The sequence below is a fragment of the Micromonospora sp. DT47 genome (assembly GCF_049844475.1).
Taxonomy (GTDB): domain Bacteria; phylum Actinomycetota; class Actinomycetes; order Mycobacteriales; family Micromonosporaceae; genus Micromonospora.
Genome location: NZ_JBNCLC010000039.1, coordinates 1 through 26991 on the forward strand (window position 1 = coordinate 1; position 26991 = coordinate 26991).

Here is a 26991-nt window from a genome sequence, read left to right on the forward strand (position 1 = left end):
GTCCACTACAACCGGCACGACAAGGGCGGGCACTTCGCGGCCTGGGAGCAGCCGCAGCTGCTCTCGGAAGACGTCCGGGCGACGTTCCGATCGCTCCGCTAGCTAACGATCCGAAAAGGACGGATGGGTGACGTACGGCCATACGGCCCTGTCGCAGGGTCCGGGCTCAGGCGGTCTGGCTTGGGAGCAACGCGTGGAGCCACCGGGGCGAGCGGAGCCGGACGAGTCCGGACCGATCCAGTCGCCACGAGCGCGGTGCCCAGGGCGACGCGGACGTCGCCGAACGGCTGTGGTGTGGCCTCGGGAATCTACGTCAGAAGGCGAGGGGTTCGAGTCGCCTCGGGCGCGCAGGGTCTACAGGGTTTGAACAGGGGAAACATCCCTCTCATCATCGACGCCGATCGACTGGAGGGGCGCTTTTTTTTCGTGCGCCCAGGGGCGCGCGACCGCCGCTGACGCTGGTTGATAGTCAGGGAGAGTCGCTAAAGGCTGCCTCTGGTGATGGTTGACCCCACACTGGCGGCCGGCTCGGCCCTGGGGCGAATCCCCGCCGCGCCGCTGCTTGGCTCCGGATCTCGTGGGCACTGCCCGCGCAGCGGCAGGCCCGTCCACCCACCGTGCCGTTGGCCGTCGGAATTTCTGCCCTGCCGGGCCGATCCGCGGGTCTGCACCCCGTTCGAAGGGTCGAGGGCGAACGGGATGGTTCCGGCCGGGGGGAGTTAAACGATCAACTTCAAGGGATCGGTGCTCGTACGCGGTCAGGGTCGTGAGGCGGCCGTCGGACGAAAGCCCGCCGAAGGCAAAGAGCAGCAGCTAGGGGCGTTTTCCGAGGTGGGAGCGTCGTGGCATCAGCCCTCATCGGCGGTGTCCGGCATGCCAGGATTGTCGTATCAGCCGGTCCACGGATGACCCGGAGCCGGCGCTCGAGCCCCCGGCCGGTGGAGGCTCACCAAGGGTCATGAATCGAGCCGGGCATCCGTCACGGGAGGTCGACATGAGCACCCCGCAGGAAGATCAGGACGACGCAACGGACGTCGTCAAGGAGCCGACTACGCCCATGAAACTCGAGGTCGTCGTCATCCCTGTGGCTGACGTCGACCGCGCCCTGCGCTTCTACCAGGGCTTGGGGTGGCGGCTCGATGCGGACTACGAGGCCGGCCCGAGGTTCAGGGTCGTGCAACTGACGCCGCCAGGGTCGGCATGCTCGATCCACCTCGGCCGCGGGCTCACCCCCGCGGCGCCTGGCACTGCCCAGGGCACCTACCTCGTGGTCTCCGACATCGATCAAGCCCGCGCCGACCTGATCAGCAGGGGCGTGGAGGTGAGCGAGGTCTACCACAACGTCTACGACACCGGCGACCAAGAACGGGTGGGCGGCCCCGCCCCAGACCGTCGCAGCTACGCCTCATTCGCCTCGTTCACCGACCCGGACGGCAACGGGTGGCTGCTGCAGGAGGTCAAGGAGCGGCAACCCGGGCGGTGACGAGTCCGCACGACCGAGGAGGTTTTGACTGATCGACGTTGAGGATCTTGCGCAGCTCCGTTGCAGAGACTGGCGAACGAAGATGACGCCGTCGATCAGGTCCACACCGGAGCCCCAGCGCCTCGCCACGTCGGAGGCCGAGAGCCAGCGCCACCGCGTAGAGGGCGAACAGCCGATCCGCTCGCGCGGCCTTGAGCAGTAGCTTGGCTTCCTCGCCGGTCAGCGGCGTGAACCGCGGCCGATACCGGTGAGCAAGACGGAGGTTCCGCGCCGGATTCTCAGAGATGAGTCCGTCGACGACGGCATCGTGTAGCGCTGCCCGGATCATCCGATGGAGGTGCCGAACCGTCCCATCAAGGGGGTAGGGCTCACACACTGGCGAGGGTCGAGGGGGCGACGCGGCCGCGTAGCTTGGGGCGGCCGAGAGACTCGCAGTTGAGCCGCTCGGCCGCCCCGACGAGCTAGTGCGGACGGTGGCACCCGGTCATCTAGCGCAGCGACCGGAAGCCCGCGCGGACCTCCTCCACGAAGGCCTTGGGCTGCTCCCAAGCCGCGAAGTGCCCGCCCTTGTCGAGCCGGTTGTAGTGGACGAGCTTGGGATACGCCCTTTCTGCCCAGCTCTTCGGAGCCTGGTAGAGCTCGTCTGGGAAGACGCTCACGGCAACCGGGATCTTGACCCCCTTGACGCCAAAGAACGAGAACTTGTTCTCCGCGTAGAGCCGTGACGCGGAGATCCCCGAGTCCGTCAGCCAGAAGTGCGTGACGTTGTCGAGGACGTCGTCACGCGTGAGGCCTTCGGCCACCCCGGCGAAGGACCGGGAGATCAGCGCCAGGCTCGCGGCGTCATGGTCGAGCATCCACGCCGCCAGGAAGACGGGCGAGTCCGTCAACCCGGTCAGCGTCTGCGGGCGAGACGCCATCTGCACGGCGTATGCGACGTGCTTCCACACGAAGTCCAGCTGCTCGCACACCTGCCGCTCCTCCGGTGAGAGGTCGGCCGGCAGATTCTCGAGTGCGTTGGCCGCCCCGATGATGTTCTTCTGGAACAGGTTGTCGAGCTCGGGCGGGACCACGCCGGCCATGTTGGTGTGGATGCCGATCAGCCCCTCGGGCGCCTCCACGGCCATCAGGTCCACGACGACCGCGCCCCAGTCGCCACCCTGCGCCACGAACTTCGTGTACCCGAGGCGCTTCATCAGCTCCACCCAGGCACGACCGATGCGGTCCGGGCCCCAGCCGGTCTCCGTCGGCTTGCCCGAGTACCCGTAGCCGGGCATCGACGGAATCACCACGTGGAAGGCGTCCTCTGCGCTGCCGCCGTGTGCCGTGGGATCGGTCAGCGGCTCGATGATCTTGAGCTGCTCGATGATCGAGCCCGGCCAGCCGTGCGAGACGATGATCGGCAGAGCGTTCTCGTGCTTCGAGCGAACGTGGACGAAGTGAATGTCCAGCCCATCAATTTCGGTGATGAAGTTCGGCAGGGAGTTCAGCCTCGCCTCCACCTTGCGCCAGTCGTACTCGTCGGCCCAGTAGCGCGCGAGCTCCTTCATCGTGGCGAGCTGCGGGCCCTGCGACTGGTCGTCAACGGTCTCCTTCTCGGGCCAGCGCGTGGCCAGGATGCGCTCTCGCAGCGCCTTGAGCTCCGCCTCAGGAACCTCGACCTTGAACGGCCGGATCGTGGAATTGTCGGGTGTGGCAGACATGAGTCTCCTTGGAGTTTGAATTCGCATGGAACATGCGCCGCCTTTATCGGCACACAGGAAATCTTGAGTGAGGACAGAGTCCCGACTTGCTTTAGTCAGTCAGAAATGGCTCCTGTTCATGGGTTGGTGCCGCATCGGCGGCGGCAACTCGGTGATCGCTGGCCTGTTCACTGTCGCCCAGCGGGTGCGCGCTTCGCCCCGGTGAAAACCCCGGGGGTTTTCCCCGGGGTCTGCACCGTGCAGAAGACCCGGTCTTGATCTCTCACGGCGACAACATGTTGTTCTTGCGCGCCTGGATGTCGCGTTCGTCCTGCCCGCCGGGCGGGGCCCGCTGGTACTGCGCGTCGGCAGTCGCGCGGGGGATGCCGGCTCCCCCGGGGCGGGGGACTGTGGCGCAGTGGGCCGGACGAGGCCCGCGCCTTCGCCCGGCTGGGACCCGTCCGCCGACGGCTACCGCAGCATCGTCAAGATCTCTCATCCGCAAGTCTTGACAATTGCTCTGTGAAGCACCGAAATGCGCTAAAGTCTCACTGGCCGCGCAGGGTGGCGTCTGACTGCAGGCGCATTAGCTGGACGGTGCGTCGATTGGCCGCGGCAACCGGGAGGCCGAGTCGCCGCGCTTACCTCGCACCGGCCGAGCCAATTGCCTCGACCTGGCGCAATGGATCGTATTAGCCGCACATTTCACCGAGCAGCTGGTAAGGAAGATCGACCATGGGCATACCCGCTGTCGACGGGCTGCCGGGCCGTGGCCAGGAAACGGCCGCGCTGGAGCGGGTGCTAGCCAAAGCGCGGGCGGGCAGCAGCGTAGTCCTGGTCCTTCGCGGGGAGGCAGGGATCGGCAAGACCGCGTTGCTGGAGTACGCAGCCAGCCGGGCCGCCGGGATCCGAACGATCGCCATCGCGGGCATTGAGTCGGAGATGAACCTTCCGTTCGCGGTCCTTCATCAGCTCTGCGCGCCGACGCTGGGTCGGCTTCATGAGCTGCCTGGACCGCAGCGCGATGCATTGTCTGTCGCGTTCGGACTACAGGAGGGCGAGGCGCCCAATCGGTTCCTGGTAGGCCTGGCTGTGCTTAGTCTGCTGGCCGGTGCCGCCGAGGATCAGCCGCTGGCCTGCCTCGTCGATGATGCGCAGTGGCTCGATGACGGGTCCATGCAGGTGCTGGCGTTTGTCGCCAGGCGGTTGCTGGCCGAATCGGTAGCTTTGATCTTTGCTGTGCGGGAGCCCGATGACGATCGCGAGCTGGCCGGTCTGCCAGAGCTGATCGTCGAGGGCCTCAGCGAGCCTGACGCGCGTGCCCTGCTCGCTTCGGCTCTTCGCGCGCCGCTCGACCCGCTAGTGCGGGATCGTATCGTTGCCGAGGCTCACGGCAATCCGATGGCCCTGCTGCACCTGCCACTCTCGCTCGCACCCGCTGAGCTGGCGGGCGGATTTTGGCTTCCCGGCAGGCGCCCCCTAGCGCGCCACATCGAGAATGCCTTTTATCAGCAGTTCCTATCACTGCCTCCAGACAGTCAGCGGCTTCTGGTGACCGCTGCGGCTGAGCCGACCGGAGACGGAGGCCTGCTGTGGCGCGCGGCCAGTTTGCAGGAGATCCCGGTGGACGCCGCAGTGCCAGCCGAGAGCGAAGGACTGGTTGAGTTCGGCGCTGGGGTGCGGTTCCACCACCCGCTGGTGCGCTCCGCCGTTTACCACCGGACGCCCCCGCCCGATCGCCGGGCGGCGCACCGAGCGTTGGCGCAGGCTACCGATCCCCACCTTGATCCTGATCGCAGGGCGTGGCATCGCGCTCAGGCCGCCACGGGGCCTGACGAGAGCGTCGCCGTCGACCTGGAGCGCTCGGCTGACCGGGCTCAAGGCAGGGGCGGAGCCGCTGCCGCAGCCTCGTTCCTGCGGCGGGCGGCGGAGCTGACGCCCGATCCCGCGCGACGTGTCACCCGAGCACTGGCCGCCGCTGAGCTCGACATTGACGCTGGCGGGGCAGAACAAGCCGACAACCTGCTCGCGGTCGCGGAGGCCGGCCCCCTCGACGATTTGCAGCGCGCCCGATTCGAGCGGTTGCGAGCCCGGCTGGTGTTCTCCCAGCTACGCTGCAGCGACGCACCGCGGCTTCTGCTCGACGCCGCACACCGGCTCGCGCCTCTCGACGCTGCCGTCGCCCGTGACACCCTGCTGGAAGCGGTGGGCGCGGCGATCTTCGCCGGCCGTCTGAGTGAAGGGCCAGGGCAGCGGGAGGTGGCCGAGGCAGTCCGCGCCGGACCGCCGCCGCCGACGCCGCCGCGGACGGCCGACGTCCTGCTGGACAGCATGGCCGACCTGATCATCGATCGCTGCGCTGCCAGCGTCGACGCCCTCAGACGTGCACTGCACATCGTCCGGCAGGAGCAGAAATCTGGCCCGACGGATGCGGACAGGCGCTGGTTGTGGCTGGCGTTCCGGGTGATACCCGAGCCTCTCGCGCCGGAGCTGTGGGACGACGACGCGTGGCAGGAGATGGCGACCGGCGCCGTCCGCATCGCCCGCGAAACGGGGGCGCTCTCCGTCCTCCCAATGGCACTGACCTACAAGGCGTGCTACCACGTTTTCGCTGGAGAATTCCGTACCGCAGCGGCTCTGATCGACGAAGCGACAGCGATCTCGGAGGCGACGGGCGGCGCACCCATGATGTACACGTCACTGATACTCGGCGCCTGGCGAGCGCAGGAATCCCAGGCAATGGATCTTATCGAGACGACCATCGAAGAGGTAGGCGCCTGGGGGGAGGGACGAACGGTCAGCCTCGCCGAGTACTCAACCGCAGCGCTGTACAACGGCCTCGGCCGCTATGACACCGCGTTGGCAGCCGCGACGCGCGCATGCCAGTACGAGGATCTGGGATTCTTCGGGTGGGCACTGGTCGAACTGATCGAGGCGGCTGCCCGCGGCGGGCAGCCAGAGGCCGCCGCGGCGGCGCTGGACAAGCTCACCGAACGCACACGCGCGAGCGGAACCGAGTGGGCTCTGGGCGTGGAGGCCTGCTCGCGCGCGCTACTGAGCGACGACCGGGATGCCGATGCGCTTTACCGAAAGGCGATCGAGCATCTCGGACGCTGCCGGATCGTCGTCCACCTGGCCCGCGCCCGTCTGCTGTACGGCGAGTGGCTGCGTCGCCACAACCGCCGCCAGGAAAGCCGTACTCAGCTACGCTCCGCCTACGAGGCCTTCAGCCGGATCGGAGCCGACGGTTTTGCCGAGCGCGCCCGCAGGGAGCTTCTCGCAACCGGGGAAACCGTACGCAAGCGGACGGCCGGAACTGTCACCGAACTCACCAGCCAGGAGGCCCAGATCGCCAGGTTGGCTAAAGACGGGCACACCAACTGTGAGATCGCCGCCCAGATGTTCATCAGTCCACGTACGGTGGAGTGGCACCTCGGCAACGTGTTCAGCAAGCTCGGAGTCAGCTCACGCAGGCAGCTCCGACACGTTGCTCTCTCCTCCGAAACCGCCGCCGGTGTAACCAGCAGCGGTCTCGCGATGTGACAACCGGATGTGGTAGTCGGCAGGCGAGTCTGACCCCTGCATGACCCCAACGCAGCGCTAGAACAGCAAGGTGAGCTCAGCCTGCAGGCGAGTCCCGCCCAAGTGGCGACCGTTAGTCAAGGGGCAGTGGGTGTCCTCTTAATCCGCGGGTTCGGGGTTCGAGTCCATGGCGGCGCACCAGCAATCATCTGGGCATTCACCCTTCGGGGTGGGTGCCCAGATGTCGTTTCAGGGTGAGTGACAGCAACGGCGACAGCAAGGTGTCACTCGTCATCGCCATCACCCGCCTCAGGCTCAGTGAGCGCCGCGTCCATGTGTGCTGCGGCCTCTTGCTGCATGGCCGGCATGACGTGCCCGTAGATGTTCATGGTCACTGCGATCTGGGAGTGGCCGGGATGTCCATGACGACTCGTGGCGACACGCCTGCCGCCAGCAGCAGCGTCGCGCAGGTGTGGGGTCCTGTCTGCCGTAGGGACCGGCCGGCATGTCGCTGGACCGGTAGGGGCGTCTGCGCCCGTCGCCTCATGAGCGACCATCGAGCGGGACGCGGTACAAATCCCTTACCCCGTCGGGCTTTTAGCGTGTCGCGATGCGTCAGGCCGACCACCGGCGGTCCACTTACGACGAAAATCTCGGGGGCGCTGACAGGAGGGGCGACGGCGGCGGTTCCCGGACCAGGAGGCCGGACGCCGCCGCAGCCCTTCAGCGGGGAGACGTCCCCGTTGCTGGTGGGATCTGCGAGGTCTGGCGCGGGTGTTGCGAGTCACAAACGCCGATGCCATCGCGGTCAGCGATGGGTTATCGACGGTTGCCGCCGGTCTGCCCTGCTGTGACGATCGTGGCGCCGCTGGACTGCTGGATCCAATCGGCGATTCGGTCCACTCGCGCCGTCGTCTCCTCCTGTGAGTGCGGGCACGGCGGCCGGTCGGATTCGAGACCAGCGTCTGGGTGCCGTCCGCGTTTTCCGTGAAGGACGGGGCGCCGGAGTCCCAGAGGCATGCGCTGGTGTTGGCGGCCGGCGCGTAGCCGACGACCATGGCGGACGATCCGGCAACTCGAGTGATCTTGAACTGCGAGGTGAACCTCACCGGGCGGTGCCGAATGGAGCATCGCAGACCTCGCCGAAAGGACGTTGTCGCCTCGTCCCAACATCGGCGGCTGCGGCAGCGCACATAATCGGCACTATGCGCGGGTGTGTCGGCCTGCTGGCGGGCTTCCTCGCTGGGCCCGCGTCGCCCCGGCAAGCTTCTCCATTCCTTGCACTGACGTCGTCTCTTCAGCAGGCAACCAGGGGCCCTCGAGAACGCGGCCGCCCACCCGCACAGGACCACCGCCGCGCGCCCCAGGGCCGCCGCGGCGTCGGACCTACTTCAGGGCCGGCGGGGCGGCCAGCCGGTCGTCACACGTCACCTCCGGGTCGGAAGCCGGTCGCCGAGCCAGTCGAGCAGAACCTTCTCGTACTGCGCGCTGATGCTGTCCGGGGTCTCGCCCTCGTCGAGGGTGGGCAGGTGGTCGCAACCGGCCAGCCGGGCCACGGTCAGATCACCGCCGCCGGCGGCCCGGCGCCACGCCGCCATGCTCTCCTCGATGGGCGTCCATCCGTCGGTCTCGCCGTAGCAGAGCAGCACCGGGCAGGACACCGTCGCGAAGACCGACTCCGGGTCGAAGTCCATGTCAGCCCACGAGCCCGGCTCGGGCAGCTCTCTCGGCAGGAACACCAGTGGGAACCAGGGCCGCTCGACGGCGACGTCCAGCTCCGCCTGAGCGGTCGGGCGGGACACCTCGCCGCGCAGGTACGCCTCCGCGGTACGGCGCAGCCGGCCCAGCTCGGCGATGTCGGCCTCGCCGTACCCGTGCCGGCGCAGCTGCTCGGCGGTCGCGTACCGCATCTGCGCGGCGGGACTGACCCCGCTGCACCCGACGAGCACGAGGAAGTCGACCGGGTGCCGGCTGGCGGTGAGCGAAGCCGCCCAGGCCCCCTGGCTGAAACCCCAGAGCCCAACTGGGACGTCCCCCACCTGCCGGCGCAGCAGCTCGAGAGCCTCCGCCGCGTCATCGGCCTGTGCAGTCAGCGGCACATCGCGACCGTCCACCCGGGGGCGTCGGTCGTACCGCAGCACCGCGATCCCGGCCGGTGGCAGCAGCCGGGCCAGGTGCTCGTACAGGAAGTACGAGCGCTGGTCGGCATGGGACCCGTGCAACGCCACCAGGCTGCCGCGCGCGGGGCCGGCCGGCAGGTCCAGGATGGCGGGCAACCTCAGCTCACCGACGTGCAGCTCCATGCCGGGCAGTCAAACACGGCCGCGCAAATCCCGTCCGCCCGATCGGGGCGGAAAAGGCGGCTGCCAGGGTCGACATCATCGATCGTTCCATGACGCCGCGGAGCTTGTTGAGCCAGTTGATGTTCCCTGCCATCTGGTAGTACTGGACATAGCCTCGATACTCGGCGCCGAAAGCGGCGACGATGTTGTAGTCGCTGGTGCGGATCAGGTCGTTGCGGATCAGGGGTTTGCCCTGTCCCCGAATGTAGGAACGGCATCTGGCGTTGACGGCTTCGGGTGGGACGCGGAGGGCGATGGAGCCGTTGAGTGACCGACCGCCCTTGGTGTGCCAGGTGTCAGCCTGCCGGGTCCAGATGTCGTAGCCGAGGAACCGCGCCTTGTGGGTGCGGGCGTGGGTGATCAAGGTTTTCTCGGTGGAGAGGTCGAGCTTCAGGTCGTCGCGCAGGAACGCGGCGAGCTCGTTCTTGATCTGTTCGGCTTCGGCCTTGGTGCCAGCGAACCCCAAGAGGTGATCGTCGGCTGGCCGTACAGGTATGCGAGGTCGTTGGCTGGAATCGGAGCGATGGGAACATCGATCGACGGACAGCGGTCCGCCGGGCTTGAAGGGCTGGCGCGATCGCCGGCGTGGCCACCCTGCAGGTCGATGGCACCGGCCCCGCGGCGACTGGCCAACAACCGCTGCGGGCGGTTGTCGGTGGCCTGCGGCCTCGGCTGCTCCACCTGCCCGTGGCAGTGCCCAGCATGGCGACCTCGCCGACCGGAACGGCCTTACTGGCATATCTTGAACGCGCCACCGACCGTCCCCAGACCTGTGGATAACTCTCGCGCCTTGTGGATGACGCCCCGATCGTCGTGCCGTCACCGGGGTGGTGACGATGCGGCGTCGCTGGCTTGCTTGCGCCACTGGCCGCCGGCATCGGCGGCGAGGAGACGCTCGACCATGGCGAGGGCCTCGGGTTCGCTGTCGAACTCCCACCGCAGCACCCGGCCCGTCTCTGCGTCGCCGGCGCGGGCGATGACCTTCCACCGGACCTCGCGGGTCAGCCACACGTCACGGCGGCCCAGGCGTCCCCAGATGCTGTACCACCAGCGTCCCGCTACGTCCTCCACCGCCGCATCGCACAAGCGTTCGACTAGCGGGTGTCAGGTAAGTCGGTGGTCGAGGGCGGTGTGGCGGCGGCCGGCGCCGACGGTGCGCACGGCGGCGGCGAGGGCGCGGCGGGAGCCGACGAGGACGACGAGTTGTTTGGCGCGGGTGACGGCGGTGTAGAGCAGGTTGCGTTGCAGCATCATCCACGCGCTGGTGGTCAGGGGGATGACGACGGCGGGGTATTCGGAGCCTTGGGAGCGGTGGATGGTCATGGCGTAGGCGTGGGCGAGCTCGTCGAGTTCGTCGAAGTCGTAGTCGATGGTCTCGTCTTCGTCGGTGCGAACGGTGAGGGACTGTTCCTCGGGGGAGAGGGCGGTGACGACGCCGACGGTGCCGTTGAAGACGCCGGCTTGGCCTTTGTCGTAGTTGTTGCGGATCTGGGTGACCTTGTCGCCGATCCGGAACACGCGTCCGCCCATGCGGCGTTCGGGTTGTCCGTCGCGGGCGGGGGTGAGGCGCTGTTGCAGCAGCGCGTTGAGGGCTCCGGCGCCGGCGGGTCCGCGGTGCATGGGGGTGAGGACCTGGACGTCGCGGCGCGGGTCGAGGCCGAACTTGGCGGGGATGCGTGTGTAGGCGACGTCGACGGTGAGGGCGGCGGTGGCGTCGGTGTCGTCGCAGGCGAAGAGGAAGAAGTCGTGGAGGCCTTGCAGCAGGGGTGGTTTGCCGGCGTTGATGCGGTGGGCGTTGGTGACAACGCCGGACTCGGCGGCCTGGCGGAAGATCTGCGTCAGCCGGACCCGAGGGATGCCGTCGGCGGCGAGCAGGTCCCGCAGGACTTCCCCGGCGCCGACGGAGGGGAGTTGGTCGACGTCGCCGACGAGGAGCAGGTGCGCGCCGGGTGGGACGGCCTTGACGAGTTTGTTGGCCAGGATGAGGTCGAGCATCGAGGCCTCGTCGACGACGAGGAGGTCGACGTCGAGGGGGTTGTCCCGGTCGTAGGTGGCTTCCCCGCCGGGGCGGAGCTGCAGCAGCCGGTGCACCGTCGCAGCCGGGTGGCCGGTCAGCTCCGACAGTCGCTTCGCGGCACGCCCCGTTGGGGCGGCGAGGGTGACCTTGGCCTTCTTCGCGGCGGCGAGTTCGACGATCGACCGCACGGTGAAGCTTTTGCCGCAGCCGGGCCCGCCGGTCAGCACGGCAACCTTGGAGGTGAGCGCGAGCCGGACCGCCTGCTCCTGCTCCGCGGCCAGGTCAGCGCCGGTGCGGGCCTTCAACCATGCCAGGGCCTTGTCCCAGTTGACGTCGGCGAAGTGGGGCAGCCGGTCGGCGCGGACTCCCAGCAGCCGCTGCAGCGACCCGGCCAGGGACTGCTCGGCGCGGTGGAACGGCACCAGGTACACCGCCGGCAGCGGCTCGCCGTCAGAGCCGGGCACCACCTCGCGGACCACGCCCTCCTCGGCGACGAGGTCGTCGAGGCAGGCCGTGACGAGATCGCCGGGCACGTCCAGGATCTTGGTGGCGTCGGCGACGAGCTGCGGGGCGGGCAGATAGCAGTGCCCGGAGTCGCTGGCCTCCGACAGGGTGTACTGCAGGCCGGCCTTGACCCGCTGCCGGCTGTCGTGCGGGATGCCGACGGCCTGGGCGATGGTGTCGGCGGTCTTGAAGCCGATACCCCACACGTCAGCCGCCAACCGGTACGGCTCGTTCCTGACCACCGAGATCGAGGCGTCGGCGTACTTCTTGAAGATCCGCACGGCCAGGGACGTGGACACCCCGACTCCCTGAAGGAAGACCATCACCTCCTTGATGGCCTTCTGCTCCTCCCACGCCGCGGTGATCTTCGCCGTCCGTTTCGGGCCAAGGCCGGGGACCTCGACCAGCCGTGCGGGTTCCTCCTCGATGACCCGGAGGGTGTCGAGGCCGAAATGGGCGACGATCCGCTCGGCGAACACCGGGCCGATGCCCTTGACCAGGCCGGAGCCGAGGTAGCGCTGGATGCCCTGGATGGTGGCGGGCAGGACCGTGGTGTAGGAGTCGACCTCGAACTGCCGCCCGTACTGCGGGTGCGACGACCACCGCCCCGACAGGCGCAGGCTCTCCCCGGGCTGGGCGCCGAGCAGCGCACCCACCACCGTCAACAGGTCGCTGCTGCGGTCGGTGGCCACGCGGGCGACGGTGTAGCCGGTTTCCTCGTTGACGTAGGTCAACCGCTCCAGCACCGCGTCCAGTACTGCCAGGGGCGGGCGGGCGGGAGCGGTCACGGCGACCATGGTGCCGCCTACAGACGGTGCGCTGCCACCCGCCGTCGGCGCGACTGTGCCGTGTGGCGGTGGTGGCCAGGGGCGGTCAGCCTGCCCGATGGTCCCGGCGGGCGACATAGCGCAGCAGGTCCTGAATCTGGTGCCTCTCGGCCTCTGGAACAGAGTTGTCGGCCGGCCGCTCTCAAATGACGCTGATGTCGGCCTCGACCTCCTCCACGCCGCGGTCGCCGCCCCGGCCAGTCGGGGTTAGGCTGCCACGCCCGCCGCACCGTCGCCACCTGCGCGCACGGGCGGCCCGCGGCGTGCTTCGCCCGCCACGCCATTCCCGACCGAGTCCTCGAGCCGTCGCCGGCCGGATTACTGCCATACCCATGGGGCAGAAGCATGGCGCGGGAGCTGGTGGCGTTGTCGCAGCACGTCGCCGGCCCGCCGTCAGGTTCTAATCCCGCGCCTTGACGCGACACCCCTGTTGGCCCGGTTCCCCTACTCAGAAACTGGCCCGGCTTGCCGGCGGCGCAGCGTGCGGATCCATCCCTGGGCGGTGTGCCGGGGCACGTCGTAGTGGTCGGCGACGGCGGTCACACTGCCGGCCTGCTGGTAGACCGCTTCGAGATCGGCCGGTGAGCGCCGGTACACCCGCCCCTCGCCTGCGGAGGACCCGCCTTTCGCGGTCCGCTTCGTGGCCTTCCCCGCCGTAGTCGTGGCCTTGGCACCCGCTGCGGTCTTCCCCTTGCCCGCTCGGCTGCTGGTCGCGCCAGCGCCCGACGCCCGGCTGGCCTTCTTCGCCTCGCTTGCCTTGGTCGCCCGTGACGCCTGCTTAGGCACCACGACGTCTACCGCACCAGCCACCTCAGGGTCACTCGTAGCCGGCTCATCCGCACCCAGGGTAGGGGCGGTGGCCTGGACGGCCGTCGGCTCGGCGGCGGGCTCACCGTCGTCAACGGACATACCGCCGGCTGCGGGCGCCTCGTCGGATACGGCGATGGGCGGCGTGGCTATCGCCTGCCGCCCACCGGCGGTGGGCGCGATCGCCCTCAAGAGCAGGTCCAGGTCGACAGCGGGGATCTGGCCCGCGGTCAGCCCGTCCCCCTGCCCCGCGCGTACCACCAGTTCGGTGATGCGCGGGGTGGTGTCGTTCACCTCGACCTTCAGGGTTGTGATCGCTCGACTGGGATCGTCTGCGGCGATGGTGATGGTGATGGTGTAGGAAGTCATCGAATCAGGGCCTCCAATGTGGATAAACGGTTGTCGCCTCATGGAAGACGTTCGGCAAGCGGCAGGAATTGCACCTGTTCACCGATTGGTGTTGGTGAAGAAAGTACCGCAGGCCCGATGAGCTGTTATTTCAACCCATCACCCAGGTCGCTCAGGCGGTGCGGCGCCGCTTGTTATTGATCCTGTCGGCGACGGCGGTTGCGGCTTCGTGGTGCAGTCGCTTGACGACGCTTTGGTAAGTGTCGCGGGTGAGGGTGGTGGTGGAGTGGCCGAGTTGGTCGGAGACGACTTTGATGTCGACGCCGGCGTCGAGGGCGAGGGTGGCGGCGCCGTGGCGCAGGTCGTGCAGTCGGATGGGTGGCAGCCCGGCTTGTTTGACGAGGCGGCGGAAGCGTTGGGTGACAGAGTTGGGGTGCCACGGTCTGCCGTCGGCGCGGACGAAGAACAAGCCGGTGTCGGGCCAGTCTGTGCCGGCGGCGAGGCGCCAGGCGGCGCGGCGGGCCTTGTAGGCGGTGAGGACGGCGACGGTGTCGGGGTCGAGGATGACCTCGCGGTTGCCGGCGTCGCTCTTGGGCCGTTTCTGGTGGGTTTCGTAGCCGTGGGTGGCGATCTGGTTGACGATGCTGACCTCGCCTTTGGCGAGGCGGACTTCGGCGTCGAGGAGTCCGCACGCTTCACCGCGGCGGGGTCCGCGGTAGGCCATGAGGTGCAGTAGGGGGTGCAGGTCCGGGGCATGCTCGGCGGCGTAGTCCAGGAACTGGATGAGAAGGTCGTCGGTCCAGACCATGACAGGGCCGGGGACCTCACCGGTGGCCTTCCACCTTTCGACGCGTTCGGGTTCCCACACGATCGGCTTGGCCCGAGCGTTGGGGGTCTTGACCAGGGTGGCGGGGTTCGTGACGCCGCTGACCACCTCGCGGGCGAGGGCGTCGTTGAGCGCCTTGCGCAGGGTGGCGCGGATGCGGGCGATGGTGGCGGGTCCGGTGGGCCGCACCCCTCGGACGCTGGCGCGGGTGTCGGGGTCGGGACTGGCTTTCGCGGTGGCGATGTCGGCGTTGCGTTGTTTGATCTTGTCGATGAGGTCCTCGATGTGGTGGGGGCGCAGCTTGTCCAGGACGACGTCGCCGATGTGGGGGATGAGGTGCACGCGGACGTGGGATTCGTAGCCGCGGCGGGTGTTGTCGTCGACGGTGAGCCGCTGCAGCCAGGTGGTCAGCCATTCCGCGAGGGTGGGCACGCCGACCAGCGGGGTGTCGGTGCGGAGCCGGTTGCGGACGGTGTCGATGCCGGGCAGGGTTCCGCCGGCGCGGAGGGTGGCTTGCAGAAGGTCGCCGACCTCGATGCGGCGGCGGCGGTTGCGGCCGGCGAGGTCGAGCAACTGCCGGGCGCGGTCGAGTTCGTCGGCGGCTTGCTTGTGTGTGTCGAAGCCGGTGGGGCGTAGCTGTCGGCGGCGGCCCTCGGCGGTGGGTGGGAGTTCCAGTTGGTAGGCCCAGTGGCCGTGGTCGGGGTTCCAGGACCGGTTGGCGCGTCGAAGTTTTGGGCAGTGGTTGCCGAGGGGTTTGCGGGTGCGCGGGTCGCGGCATCCGCAACGTTTGAAGATCGATCCGTGCGACATGGGCGGGCTTCTCCGGGTGCGTTGGGCTGGTGCCTGCCGGGGCAGCGGTTTTGTCGATCGACATGCACGCTCGACTGCCCGCGACGATCAAGTCGGCGCGGGCAGTCAGTGCGCGGTGGAGATTCACGGTGCGGGTGGGTGCGTGTCGCCGCCGTCGGGTGTTGCCGGCGGGGTGGTCAGGTGCAGGGCGGCGAGGAGGCCGGCGACGGGTATCCGGTACTGGTGGCCTGCCTGGATGACCGGGACGGGGGAGGCGCCGGCGCGGGCGAGGCGGTAGGCGGTGTTGCGGGACAGTCCGAGGATCTGTCCGGCGGTGACCACGTCGGTGGTCACGCCCAGCGCGCGGACCTCCGCCTCGGTCCACCGAGGTGTGGCCGCGGGTTCGGCTGGTGGCGGGTTGTATGAGGCGGTGCGGGTGCGTCGCCGGTCGCTCATGACGCGGCACCCTTCGTGGCGGCGTGAGCAGTCCTGCTCGCCGGTGAGGGCCGGTGGCCCTGCCAGGGGTGGCGCGGTGGGGTGCGGCTGCTCATGTCGTCACCTGCCAGCGTCTGGGACAGAGCAGCAGCTGTAGCGCTGCCGCTGCTTGTTGGGGGACGACACCGTTGCCGAGCACGCGCAACGCGGCGGTGCGGGGCACGTCAAGGTCGGTGACCCAGCCTGGGTCCAGGCCCATGAGCCATTGCACGAACGGTGGCGCGAGGACGGGTTTGCCGTGGCGGCCGGTCTGAGTTGGGTCGGGGACCGGCTGCCCGAGCAGTAGTTCCCATCGGGCGATCGCGGCGGCGTAGGGGCCCCACCGTCCGTCGTTGAGGTGTCCGAGGTTGGTGGGCAGGGCGGCGACGCTGGTGCGCAGGTCGGGCCCGCCCTTGCCGTGTGCGCCGGGTCCGTGAGCGTCGGATGCGCGGGGTGTGGGGAGCGACCGGGCGACCTGCACCGCCGCGGAGGGCAGGGTGAGGTCCCCGTGCGAGCCCCGCTGTCCGGGGCACCCTTTCACGCCGTCGGTGGCCCTGGGCGTAGGCAGCAGGACTTGGGAGAGCGGGGGCCTGAATCCCGGGCCAGCCCGCCGCCCGGACGTGCCGGTGTCGCTGGCCCGGGGTGTCGGCAGGAGCCGCACGGCCTCGAGGAAGCCGCACCCGTAATGCTGAATGGGGTCGCATGGGGCGGTGCGGCTGTGGTTGGTGGTTGCTGGGGTGGGCAGTAGGCGGTGGCGGGTGCCGCGCGGCTCGAGAAGGTCGGGTAGTCCGTATTGGTGGCCGGGGCCCTTGCCGTCACGGGCGCAGGGTGTCGGCAAGGTTCGCACCGCGGGCGAGTCGTTCGGTGGGAGTGGCCAGCAGGAACAGCCGGTCGCGTCGGTGGGCGGCGCCGATGTCGGATGCGCGTAGGCATAGCCAGCTCGTGTCGTACCCGAGCGTGGCCAGGTCGGCTTCGACGACGTCGAGGCCCCGCCGCAGGAGGGCGGCGACGTTCTCCACGAAGACGAGCGGCGGTCGAAGATGGCGAACGGCGTCGGCGATCGACTGCCAGAGGCTGGACTGGACGCCGGTGATGCCGGCGCGTTTCCCCGCGTTGGAGATGTCCTGGCAGGGGAACCCGGCGGTGAGCACGTCGACGGGTGCGACGCTGTTCCAGGCGACGGTGCGGATGTCGCCGAGGTTGGGCACGCCGGGCCAGCGGTGGGCCAGGACGGTGCGGGCATGCCGGTCGGTTTCGGCGTACCAAGCGAGCCGGCCGCCGAGCACCAGCTCGACGGCCAGGTCGAGGCCGCCGTACCCGGTGCACAGGGATCCGATGCGCGGCCCGGTGGGACGGTCATTCAACCTCCCTCCCCCGGATCCCCGGCAGCGTTCCGGCTGGACGCGCCCTGGTGGCGTTCGGACTCGCCTTGGGGACCCGTCAGTTCGCCGGAACTCGCGGAGGTTGCCGGTCGTCGGAAGATGAGCACGTCTTCGTGGGTGATCAGGTGCAGTGGGGTGCCGGCGGTGCGGGCCTTGCGCACGGCCTGGAGTTGGAAGAACGACGGGCGGGCTACCAGGTGCCCGTCGCGGACGGCCGCGAGGAGGGCCACGCACCGTTCGGTGGGGATCAGGCCGGCGCGGGTGCCGGCGGCGATGACGGCGGAGGGAAGGTCGACCAGCTGGCCGTTCTTGCGCCACGGCCGGGCGGTGACCACCACGGTGCCGCCCGGGCGCAGCAAGGTCGCGCACCCGGTGAGGATCTGTTCGAAGCCGTCGGTGAGGCCGGTCAGGTCTCGGTAGGCGAGGTTCCCGCGGTCGGTGCCGTCGTTGTAGGCGTTGTCGTACTTCGCCACCCCGTCCGCGCCCGGACGGACCAGGCCGTGCACGGTCGGCCCGTACGGCGGTGAGGTAACCACGAGAGCTACCTGCCCGGCGAGGGCGGCGGGCAGCAGGGACCCCAGGCGGGTGGCGTCACCGCGGACCACGGACGCCCGGCCGGTGGCACCCCGCTGGTGGGCGTGGGTGATGTTGGCATCGGCGATGTCCGACCAGCGGGACTCGTACTCCACTCCGAGGGCGTCGCGGCCCGCGTGGACGGCCTCGACGAGGGTGGTGCCGATCCCACACATCGGGTCCAGGATCAGGTCGCCGGGTTGGGTGTAGGCGTGCACGGCGTGCGCGGCGATGGCCGGGAGCATCCGGGCGGGGTGCTTGACCGACTCCGGCACGTACCGGCCGCGGCGCTGCACCGGTCCCGTCCGCTGAGCGGTCGCCCACACCGACAGCACGTCTGGGCTCGGCTCGGCGCGGTGTGGGCTGAAGTCGGTGTCCTCGGCTGCGGTGGTGGGTGGCTGGTGCGGGTCGGCGGGGAACGGCGGGCGCTCAGCCACGGCGGCCGCCCTGCCAGCGAGAGCCGCGCTGCGGCTCCGGCGCCTGGTGCTGGCTGAACACGAGCAGGTCGGCGTGCACCCGCAGGTGCGCCACCTGCCAGTGTTCGCCGGTCTGCTGGGCGAGACTGAGCAGTTCCTCGTCGGTGACGTGGTAGACGAACGCGTCGCCGTCGGTGTCGGCGCCGACCGCGACGATGTGCTGCAGGTAGCCCAGCCCGACCTCAGAGGCGGCGGTGGCGACAGCAGGCGCGCGCACGTGGTCAGCAGCCACGCCAGCCGAATCCGGTTGGTGGAGTCGGCGGGGTCCAGGGGCCAGCAGGCCACGACCAGGCTGGTGGCCTCCTGAAGCGACGTGCCGTCGGACGGCGGGGTGGCCTGCGCCCCCGTGGGGGGCAGGTCGGGGTCGGTGAGGTCGTCGCCGAACCAGGCGTGCAGGTCCGGCAGGTCGCTGTCGTCGGACAGGTCTGCAGGAACGTGGCGGGCCGGCGGGGTGGCCGGACCGATGATGAGGCTGGACGCGTCGGTGAACCAGCCCGGGTGGTGCCGGCGCCGACCGGCGGCGCAGGCAGCGGTCAGGGCGTGGCCGCCGGTCAGGTCGACGACGGCGTCGCCGGGGCGGCTGTAGGCGGCCACGAGCCGGTAGGCCAGGCGGGCGCCGATGGCGCGGCCGGTGTCGGCGTCGGTGCGGGCGGTGCGCCACACCGTGACCGGGACCGGCGGGTCACCGGCCACGAGGTCGATCAGGGTCGGGTCGGCGCCGATGGGGTCGACGGGGTGGGCGAGGTCGTGGTGGTGCTGCGGCGTGTGCTCGCTCATGTGGTGTCGGCTCCGCGCCGCGCGGTCGGTGCGCTGACATCCCCAAACCGGCGTTTGTGTGCTCTGGCGAACGCCCCCGGATCTCACAGCGGCACACACGGACTCACAGCCCTCACAGCAGGTGGGACCTTGGCGCCGATCTACCTGCTGACGATGCCGGTAGAGCAGCGAGCTTCGTCGACAAACCTGGTCGAGGTTGGACGTCGTCCGGGCACGGATATCCCGGCCGATTTGCGCTGCCGGACACGCGGCGTCACTGACACGCACAGCACGTCAGTGGCACGCGTCGATGGCGCGGCGTCGGGTGGGCCTTGCGTGAGGACCGCGCCGTGTCATCGCTGCTCATGTCAGCCTGCGGTTGACATGACATTCGATCCCGCGCACGGGCAGCGGTGACATCACGGATGGCGCCGGATGTCCAGGCGACACTGCCTACCCGTGTCAGATTCGGCGCCGGTGACATCGTGCCCCGGGGATGTGACCGGCGCCTAGGGAGAGTCGTTGCGCGTGGCCGTGAGTGACTGTGAGCGTCATGCCCAGGCGGTGTCCTCGTCGGAGCGCGCACCCGGCTGACGGGCGCCAGCAAGCCTCGGCGACCGGCGAGATGACCGTTCGGCCTGTGTCAAAGTCCAGCTCAAGTGCACCGACACAAACCGGCAGTACTGATATAGACCATTGCCAGAGATCGACTGGCGGAAGCGGTGTCACGACCGGCGGCGCCCTGTCGCACGGTTCCGGCTTGCGCTGTGAGGGATCTGTGTGCCCGCCGTGGCGAAATCGGTGCCGACGCGCGGCCACGGCAGCGCCGCGATGTCATTCGAGAACCCTTCTCTGACACGGAGTAGTGACATGAACGTGTCCGTCATGGACTGGCCGACCTCGCCGCTGGACGCCGCCGACGCCGCCTTCGCGGCGTTGACCTGCCAGCCGGCGCCTCTGACACTCGACCTCGACAGCTGCGGCCCCGACGACGACGGTGCGCCGTCGGGTGTCATGGCACTGCCGGCGCTGCGAGACTGGCTCCTGCGGCATCCCCGGGCCTACGCGGTGCGGGACGGCGTGTGGCGGGAACTGGTCCGCCGTGCGCGCCTGGACGGGCCGGCGTGGGTGATCGCCGCGGTCGGGATGGCCATGCCCGCGCTGCGCCGCTACGCGGGGCAGTTGTGCGCCGGCTACCCCGGTGACCCGGACGACATCGACGGCGAGGTCCTCACCGGCTTCCTGACCGCCCTACGCGACCGCGTCGACCTCACCAAGGACGCCCCGTACGCGGCGCTGTGCCGGGCGGCGTGGCGCGCCGGGCACCAGCCGCGCCTGCACGCCAGCGAGTACATCACCATCGCCGACGTCGAGCACCTCACCGGCCCCCGCACCCCGAAGGTGCCCTACGGGCATCCCCACGTGCTCGTGTGCCGTGCGGTCGGCTTGGGCATCCTCGACGCCGAGGACGAGCAGCCCTACATCGACGTGCGGCTCGGACAGCGGGCGATCGAGCCGATCGCCGCCGGACTCGGTGTCACCGTCGACGCCCTGCGGATGCGCGTGGGCCGCATCGACACCCGCATCGCCGACGCCCTCGCCGCCGGCCTGCTCACCGGCATCGCGTCCCCGCAAGCCGCAGAAGCCCTCGCGGCCAAGGCCGGTCACCGGGCGGCCACCCGCGCCGGCCGGGCCACCGCCCGCCGACACGCCACGCACGCGGCGTCCCCGGCGGCGGCAGCCGCCTGCCCCACGCACCGAAACCCCTCATCGACGACACGACCAGCACCACCCCCGCGGCGCCTTCACCGCCATCGTCCAGGTGAGGGCGTCGCCTCGTGTTTCCGGCCGCCTGCGCCCGTATCGGGCGGACGCTGCCGGTCGCCGACCGAAGCGGATGTGAAGAGCCGTGGGAAAAGCCGACGGGGTGCGGCGCTGTCCAGACCTGAGTAATCCGGCGACTCATCCGCACTTGTCGGCGTACGAGTCATCGTGCCCAGCCAGGTACAGCTCAACATGCACAGCGTCGTGTGGACGGACGCTGAGATGAGAGCGAGCAGTTCCACCTTCAACCGCTCCCCGAGCCGACCAGCGGTGCCTCAGCGAGACCCATGGGTAGTGTCGGTGGCCGTCGTGACGTTCCGTGACCAGCGATGCGCCGTCGGCATGACGGCGCATCTGCTTCTGCCGAATTGAGTGCGTTGCAGCAGTCGTCGCAGCAATTTCATCAGTGGGTGCCGGAGCATGCTGGCGAGAAGGATCATGTCGCTGACGTCATCCTTGAGCTGCGGGCGGCTCGGCCGAATCCCAGACCCGGCCGAATTCGTCGGCGACCTGGGGTTGGCACCAGACCAGCCGAAGACCATCCTCGACCGACTCAATTTCATCGACCAAAGGTCCGAAGACGACGAATTCGTGTGGGATTACCCGGCCAGCCACGTCTTTGCGCTCCAGAGGATCCGGGAAACGTAGCGCCACCTTTTTGCCGACACGGTGGCAGACTTCTGCTTCATCGTCGATGTCCGAAAAGGCATTTTCGTATTCTGGGAGCGGATCCTTGAATCCACCGTTGAGGAGAAAGCGGAAACCCCACGTCCGCCCACGGGTGGCCCAGATGAGGCTCATCGACGGCTCCTGAGCAGGATCTGCTCCTCTTCGCCGTGGTCCAAGTCCATCCTAAAGCCAGTCAACGTAGCGGCAAGGTACTCCTGTTTGGCCACCGCTTCGGAGTTCATTTTCCGGAGTTTGTCACCCGCCAGCTTGACCGCGTCGTCCACGACATCGGGACCGATAAGGTTCATCAGATGGCTCAATGGGCCAGGCAGCGTGCTCTTGCGCCCGAGCAGCGCGGCGGCCAAACTTCCGGCGCCGTTCAGCAGACTCTCGGCCACTTTCCCAGGAATTTGCCACGCCTGGTTCCACCGGACGTGTCGCTCGAACGGGAGCATGGCCGCCAATGGCAAGATCAACTCCAGACCGACGCGCTCGGTCACGTTGATTTTGCCTGCGTCAAACTTCGCTGACGACAGCAGCACGAAGTCCTCACCCACGGACAGTGCGTCGGTGGCTTCCACCAGCCCAGCAAGCACCTTGCGCAGTTCGTCGATCTCATCCCATGCTTTGTCGATGAGGAGATCCCGGAACTTGAAAACGTCCAGGTGCGGCAGTAGATCGGCCTTCGACAGCGCCATTATCCAGATACGCGGAAACTCGACGAGAGGCCTGCCGTCCGTCAACAGGTCATCTTTGAGCGACAGCAGTCCGTTGCGGAGATTGGCCAGCAACGACTTGAGGTATCGCTCCTCCTCTCCGGAGTGCTCCAGCAACCGCTGACCGTCGACCAGCAAGAGAGCGACATCAGAACCCAGCAGAGACCGGAAGGTGTCGACCCGGCGCTGAGCCTCTTCTGGCCCGCTCACGTCCTGCTCGAACCACTCTCCCGGATAGTCGTGCCAGACAAGGCGCAGGGCGTCGAAGGGCCTGGCCTTCGTATCCGTGGCGTCAGACCCATCCCTCAGCTTGACCGAGAAAGAGTAGGACGTGGCGGAAAACCGGGTAGTGCTGGGCAGCCGCGCCGAATCTCTCATCCCGAGGTAGTTTCGATGCAACCGCGCGCCTTGCCCAAGATCGTCCGCTATGACATGGAACAGATTCCTCTGCAAGTACTGAGGCTCCTGCGTGGCTCCGTAGAAGGAGGAGAGCATGACGGTCTTGCCGCTTCCGCTCTCGCCGAACACTGCAATCTGCTGCTCCAGCACTCTGCTCAGTTGCATATGAGGATCTTAGAGCCGGGATCCGGAAACTCGCTGGCTGTCATCGCGCCGAAATTGGCGAACTGGTCGAATGGCGGCGGAAGGTCTGATACGCCCTCATCTCGCGTGCCGCATAGAACGCGCCGGCTCTCTGTGGCTCGTTCGCTTACATGAGGTTCGCCCCTCGGCAGCGCCGCCGCAAAGGACGTGGCGAGCGGCGAGTGGCGCTGCGCATGGCAGGTACTGGACGAATCTCGAACTCCAGACGGCAGCAGGCTTCCGTCGGCGGTGCGGTAGCGTGGCGCAGCCCTCATCTTCCGATGGAGTGAGCAGCCCGAGCCGCAATGAGGCATAGGCGCAGTCGCATCGCGAGCCGATGGCCGTTTCCTGCCGCTGAAGGTGGTCGATTCCGCCGGCTTACTGTCCTGCCGCGATCCGCGCGGCCACTTGAGTGCAGGGTAAGTTACACGCGGTAATCACGATCTCGCCCTGGCTCGGACAGTGTTCGTCGCAAAAGGCGATGGCCGGATCGATCGCACAGGTGCCGGACTGCCTTAGTCAATCGTTGAGCGTCGCTTCAGATCTGTGCACGTTCGGCCGTACCCGGCTGGGCACGATGAGCCGTACGTCGACAGGACTCATAGAGGGTTGGCCGCGCGGTGAGTGGTGCGCGCCGCTGTAGGGCGGTGAGACAGCGCCGCGGGGTTGTCACGCTCTCGGCCTCGGCACGGCCATACCGCCCCTGACCTGCCCTGTGAGCACCGCAGCCCCCACCGTGGGGGCGGGTGAGCCGCTGTGAGAAGTGAGGGCGTTCGCCGGAGCACACAAACGCCGGTTTGGGGGTGCGGGACTTCTCGCAGCGCCCACGGCGCCCTGAGGATTCCGCCCGCCGCTTGGCCCGCACAACGTCGGGCCGCCCGCGAGCCGGACGCCTCGGGTGCCGCCAGTGCTTGGTGCGCTGACACCTCATCGAACAGACCGCTACCCGACAAGGGAGGACGAGCTCCTCCCGGGGACAGGCCGGTTCGTGGGTTCCCGTCTGCGTGCCCGGCGGCGGTCCCTCGTGACCGCCCACTAGCGCCCCGCCGCATCCCACACCGGCGGGGCCGGAGGTGAACCCGCCCATGTTCCGCATCCCGGCACGCCTGCGTGCCCTCACCCAATTCCCACCATCAACCCGGCCACGCCGCTGCTGTGGCTCGTCGAGCCATTCCTGCCCACCGGCCCCACCACCCGGCCCGCCGCCGCCGCGGGACGGCGGAACCCGGGGGTGGAGCGGGACGTGCGGGCGATCCTGGACAAGACATCCCACCCGCTGTGGCAGACCGACATCCGCTACGCCGTCGCCAAGAACACCCAGCGCGCCGGCGCCAGCCAGCTGGGGCGGCTACGAGGTCTCGCCGACACTGTCGCCTCGTCGTTCGCGGTCTATTCCGGCCGTAACCAGCTGGCCCACCGCGCCCGGATGCCCACACCACTACAAGTTCTCGCCTGCCGGCGCCTGAGTGCGGGGTTCCTGACATCCACTCCGGAGTTGGCTGCCCTCGCGGCGCTGCCCCGCGACCTCGCCGTACCCGGCCTCGACCGGGCCCGGGCGAAGTCCATGCCCACCCCGGTCGCCGTCCCGACCGGCGGACGCGGCACGAAGATCCTCGGCACCGCCGAGGTCGGGCCACGGCATCGCCCTGTCCGTGCCCGACGCCCGCTATCACCTGCACGTGATCGGATCCACCGGCTCCGGGAAGACCACACTGCTGGTCAACATGGCCGTCGACGACATCAAAGCCGGCCGCGGCAGCGTCGTCATCGACCCCCACGGAGACATGGTCCTCGACATCCTCGACCGGCTCCCCGCCACCGTCGCCGACCGGGTGGTGCTGTTCGACCCCGACCAGCCCAACCCACCCACCCTCAACCCGCTGTCCGGCGACGACCCCGACCTCGTCGTCGACAACCTCGTGTCGATCTTCGGGAACATCTTCGCTAAAGCGTGATGCGGGTGGCCTGCCTGACCCTGCTCCGCCACGCCAACGTCACCCTCCAACACATCCCACCCCTGCTCAACTCGGCGCAGTTCCGATCGGCGATGACGGTCAACCTCGACGACCCGGCCGGCCTCAGCGGGTTCTGGCAGTGGTATGACGAACTCAACCCCGCCCTGCGCTCCCAGGTCATCGGCCCCGTCCTCGCCCGCCTACGCGCGTTCCTGCTCCGAGACTTCGTCAAACGCACCATGCGCTACCCGAAATCCAGCTTCGACATGGGCAAGGTCCTCGACGGCGGGGCACTGCTCGTCCGCATCCCCAAGGGGCAGTTGGGAGAGGACACCAGCAAGCTCCTCGGCTCCCTGGTCTTGGCGCAGGTGTGGCAGGCCGCCACCGCCCGCGCCAAGATCGACCCTGACAAGCGCCGCGACGCCACCCTGATCATCGACGAGGCGCAGAACTTCCTGACCCTGGCCAACAGCCTCGACACGATGCTCGCCGAAGCCCGCAAGTACAGGCTGTCCCTCGTCCTGTCCCACCAAGACCTCGCACAGTTCCCCAAAGACCTCCTCGCCGCCGCATCCGCGAACGCCCGCAACAAGGTCTACTTCTCCTGCGCGCCCGAGGACGCCCGCGTCCTCGCGAGGCACACCCTGCCCGAACTCGACGAGCACGACCTGACCCACCTCGACGCCTACACCGCCGCCACCCGCCTCGTCGCCGACGGACGGCAGACACCAGCGTTCACCATGAAAACCCGCCCACCCAAGCCGGTCGTCGGGGAGGCCACCGCGATCCGACAGGCCGCCGCCGCGGCGACCACACCACAGGACGCCAGCGCCATCGACACCCTCGCCGACCGGTACTCGCGCCCGGAGCGGCCGCACGCCAGCACCAGCGGCAGAAATGGCGACACCACCAAGCCGGGCAGCCGCAAGACCGGCAACTCCTGACCACGTCCCTGGCAGCCCTGCCGGGATGATGGCTCGTTCTGACGGCCACAGCCGAGCCCACCCAGAGCTTGAAGTCGCCCCACCCTGAGGGCGACCCGATGCCGACCGTCCGGGGCGTCGCCCGACGGTGATCGCGTGGGCACCGCAGGTCAGTCGTGGCGGTGACGCACGATGCAGTCGATGTAGCGGATCGTGTCCTCGCGATCGTCCTCGCTGATCGAGTCCCACAGGTCCGCCAGCCAGTAGAGCGAGCCCGACAGCATCCAGGCCCACCCGCGCACCCAGGTCGCCTCGTCGAACCCGAGCGCCTCCCGGTACGCGGCCCGCGCGCGGGCATCGAACAGGCTCCAGCCCGGCCGCACCTCGACCGCCGGATCGCCGCGGCCGAGACCGCCGAAGTCGATCACCCCGGTGAGCCTGCCCCGGTCGACCAGCAGGTTGCCTTCCAGGAGATCACCGTGCAGCCATACCGGCGGTCCGGGCCACTCGTCCGCCGCCATCGCCTCGTCCCACGCCGCGGTCACCGCCCGCCCGTCGATCCGGTCGCCCAGCGCCGCTATCGACCGGCGGGTCAGCTCGTCCCGCTGCACCAGAGGTACGCCGCGCTGAATCCCCTCCTTGACCGGCCCGCCCATCGGGTCGATCGCGATCATCGCGCGCACGAAGCCGGCGAGGTCGACGGCGAGGTCGACGAGGTCCTGCCCGGCTTCCGGATTGCGCCCGTCCAGCCACGGGACGACCGTCCACGGCCACGGATAGTCCCCTCCCGGCCGGCCGACCGCGACCGGCACCGGAACAGGCACCGGAAGATGCGGCGCCAGCCGCGGCAGCCAGGTCGCGTCGGTCGCCACCTGGTCGACCGCCCACTGCGCCCGCGGCAGCCGTGCCGTCAGGGAATCACCCAGCCGGAACAGCGCGTTGTCGGTGCCGTTCAACGGCTGCGCAACGATCGGCAGGTCCGACCATTCGGGGAACTGCTCGTCGATCAGGGCGCGTACCTGCCCGACAGCGACGACGATCTCTCCAGGGCGCACCGCGCGACCATAGAACCCGCTCGATCATCCTGCCAATCGAATTCGGACCACGCCGAACCGTGCGCCGGATCGACCGCTTGTACCGCGGCCTCGGCCTCGGCCTCGGCGCCGGGTCCGCCGTCGGTGTGCATACGACCGGCGAACACCTCGGCTGCCTCGCCGTCGTACCGACGCGATGGAGCGGTGCCGAACAAAAGGACGGTCGGGATGCCGGTGGGCCGCAAACCATGGCCTCACGCCCACGTCCAACGTTGTCTAGCCTCATCGCTTTCGCCCGTGTCGTACCAATCAACACTTTCGCGTCGCTGAGATCAGCTCACTGCACCCCACAGCGCCGTCCAACACATGGAAAGGGAGGCAGTCAGGCCGGGCCGCCCGACCATCTAGGAGACCCCTGAACAAAGGGTGTTGAGGGGTGGGCGGGTGCCGACAAGGCCGTCTGTGCGGCGTGAAGGTCAG

The 26991-nt window shown here is 68.9% G+C and carries 16 protein-coding genes and 3 pseudogenes; 4 read left to right on the plus strand and 15 right to left on the minus strand.

The window, feature by feature from the left end:
- Positions 1–994 precede the first annotated feature (994 nt).
- Positions 995–1483 (plus strand): VOC family protein, encoded by a 489-nt coding sequence (locus ACLQ2U_RS30755; RefSeq protein ID WP_425754399.1) that lies wholly within the window; start codon positions 995–997, stop codon positions 1481–1483.
- 488 nt (positions 1484–1971) lie between these two features.
- Here the strand turns inward: ACLQ2U_RS30755 and ACLQ2U_RS30760 are convergent, their stop codons facing one another.
- Complete coding sequence (locus tag ACLQ2U_RS30760) at positions 1972–3186, minus strand: epoxide hydrolase family protein (RefSeq protein WP_425754400.1); 1215 nt, start codon at positions 3184–3186, stop codon at positions 1972–1974.
- A 714-nt stretch (positions 3187–3900) separates the two neighbouring features.
- On the opposite strand from ACLQ2U_RS30760, the gene ACLQ2U_RS30765 reads away from it, so the two are divergent.
- A complete protein-coding gene (locus ACLQ2U_RS30765; RefSeq protein ID WP_425754401.1) occupies positions 3901–6708 on the plus strand; it encodes a helix-turn-helix transcriptional regulator in 2808 nt (935 codons plus the stop codon).
- Positions 6709–8114: 1406 nt separating this feature from the next.
- On the opposite strand, the gene ACLQ2U_RS30770 is transcribed toward ACLQ2U_RS30765, so the two are convergent.
- The 11 genes and pseudogenes from ACLQ2U_RS30770 to ACLQ2U_RS30820 all read right to left on the minus strand — a co-directional run bounded on the left by ACLQ2U_RS30770 (position 8115) and on the right by ACLQ2U_RS30820 (position 18829).
- Positions 8115–8990: an alpha/beta hydrolase family protein gene (locus tag ACLQ2U_RS30770; RefSeq protein ID WP_425754402.1), complete on the minus strand. Its 876-nt coding sequence runs from the start codon at positions 8988–8990 to the stop codon at positions 8115–8117.
- On the minus strand, positions 8971–9495 hold the full coding sequence (locus ACLQ2U_RS30775) for a group II intron reverse transcriptase/maturase (protein ID WP_425754403.1): 525 nt from the start codon (positions 9493–9495) through the stop codon (positions 8971–8973). The genes ACLQ2U_RS30770 and ACLQ2U_RS30775 overlap by 20 nt, the downstream gene beginning before the upstream one ends.
- 353 nt (positions 9496–9848) lie before the next feature.
- Positions 9849–10100, minus strand: a complete 252-nt coding sequence (locus tag ACLQ2U_RS30780; protein WP_425754404.1) for a hypothetical protein — start codon at positions 10098–10100, stop codon at positions 9849–9851.
- 33 nt (positions 10101–10133) lie between these two features.
- On the minus strand, positions 10134–12347 hold the full coding sequence (gene recD2 / locus ACLQ2U_RS30785; protein WP_425754405.1) for an SF1B family DNA helicase RecD2: 2214 nt from the start codon (positions 12345–12347) through the stop codon (positions 10134–10136).
- 474 nt (positions 12348–12821) lie between these two features.
- The gene (locus ACLQ2U_RS30790; RefSeq protein ID WP_425754406.1) at positions 12822–13595 is read right to left on the minus strand and encodes a hypothetical protein; all 774 of its coding nucleotides are present in this window, start codon (positions 13593–13595) and stop codon (positions 12822–12824) included.
- Between the two features lie 109 nt (positions 13596–13704).
- Positions 13705–14931 (minus strand): tyrosine-type recombinase/integrase, encoded by a 1227-nt coding sequence (locus tag ACLQ2U_RS30795; RefSeq protein WP_425754407.1) that lies wholly within the window; start codon positions 14929–14931, stop codon positions 13705–13707.
- 360 nt (positions 14932–15291) lie between these two features.
- Positions 15292–15603 (minus strand): helix-turn-helix domain-containing protein, encoded by a 312-nt coding sequence (locus tag ACLQ2U_RS30800; protein WP_425754408.1) that lies wholly within the window; start codon positions 15601–15603, stop codon positions 15292–15294.
- Between the two features lie 91 nt (positions 15604–15694).
- A complete protein-coding gene (locus tag ACLQ2U_RS30805; RefSeq protein WP_425754409.1) occupies positions 15695–16102 on the minus strand; it encodes a hypothetical protein in 408 nt (135 codons plus the stop codon).
- A gap of 334 nt (positions 16103–16436) precedes the next feature.
- Entirely contained in the window at positions 16437–16985 is a 549-nt protein-coding gene (locus ACLQ2U_RS30810; protein WP_425754410.1) for a DNA cytosine methyltransferase, read from the minus strand.
- Positions 16982–18013 (minus strand): TRM11 family SAM-dependent methyltransferase, encoded by a 1032-nt coding sequence (locus ACLQ2U_RS30815; RefSeq protein WP_425754411.1) that lies wholly within the window; start codon positions 18011–18013, stop codon positions 16982–16984. Before ACLQ2U_RS30815 ends, ACLQ2U_RS30810 begins: the two co-directional genes overlap by 4 nt.
- Positions 18006–18829, minus strand: a pseudogene (locus ACLQ2U_RS30820) (hypothetical protein). The gene ACLQ2U_RS30815 and the pseudogene ACLQ2U_RS30820 overlap by 8 nt, the downstream one beginning before the upstream one ends.
- Before the next feature lie 849 nt (positions 18830–19678).
- Here ACLQ2U_RS30820 and ACLQ2U_RS30825 point away from each other — a divergent pair.
- Positions 19679–20551: pseudogene (locus tag ACLQ2U_RS30825) on the plus strand (hypothetical protein); the annotation flags it as partial.
- Positions 20552–21082: 531 nt separating this feature from the next.
- Here ACLQ2U_RS30825 and ACLQ2U_RS30830 read toward each other — a convergent pair.
- The gene (locus ACLQ2U_RS30830) at positions 21083–21433 is read right to left on the minus strand and encodes a hypothetical protein (RefSeq protein ID WP_425754412.1); all 351 of its coding nucleotides are present in this window, start codon (positions 21431–21433) and stop codon (positions 21083–21085) included.
- On the minus strand, positions 21430–22581 hold the full coding sequence (locus tag ACLQ2U_RS30835; RefSeq protein WP_425754413.1) for a TRAFAC clade GTPase domain-containing protein: 1152 nt from the start codon (positions 22579–22581) through the stop codon (positions 21430–21432). The genes ACLQ2U_RS30830 and ACLQ2U_RS30835 overlap by 4 nt, the downstream gene beginning before the upstream one ends.
- A gap of 1144 nt (positions 22582–23725) precedes the next feature.
- Here ACLQ2U_RS30835 and ACLQ2U_RS30840 point away from each other — a divergent pair.
- A pseudogene (locus ACLQ2U_RS30840) lies at positions 23726–25498 on the plus strand (type IV secretory system conjugative DNA transfer family protein); the annotation flags it as partial.
- Positions 25499–25647: 149 nt separating this feature from the next.
- On the opposite strand, the gene ACLQ2U_RS30845 reads toward ACLQ2U_RS30840, so the two are convergent.
- Positions 25648–26532 carry an aminoglycoside phosphotransferase family protein gene (locus tag ACLQ2U_RS30845; RefSeq protein ID WP_425754414.1) on the minus strand — a complete coding sequence of 295 codons (885 nt, stop codon included), beginning with the start codon at positions 26530–26532 and terminating at the stop codon, positions 25648–25650.
- Positions 26533–26991 lie beyond the last annotated feature (459 nt).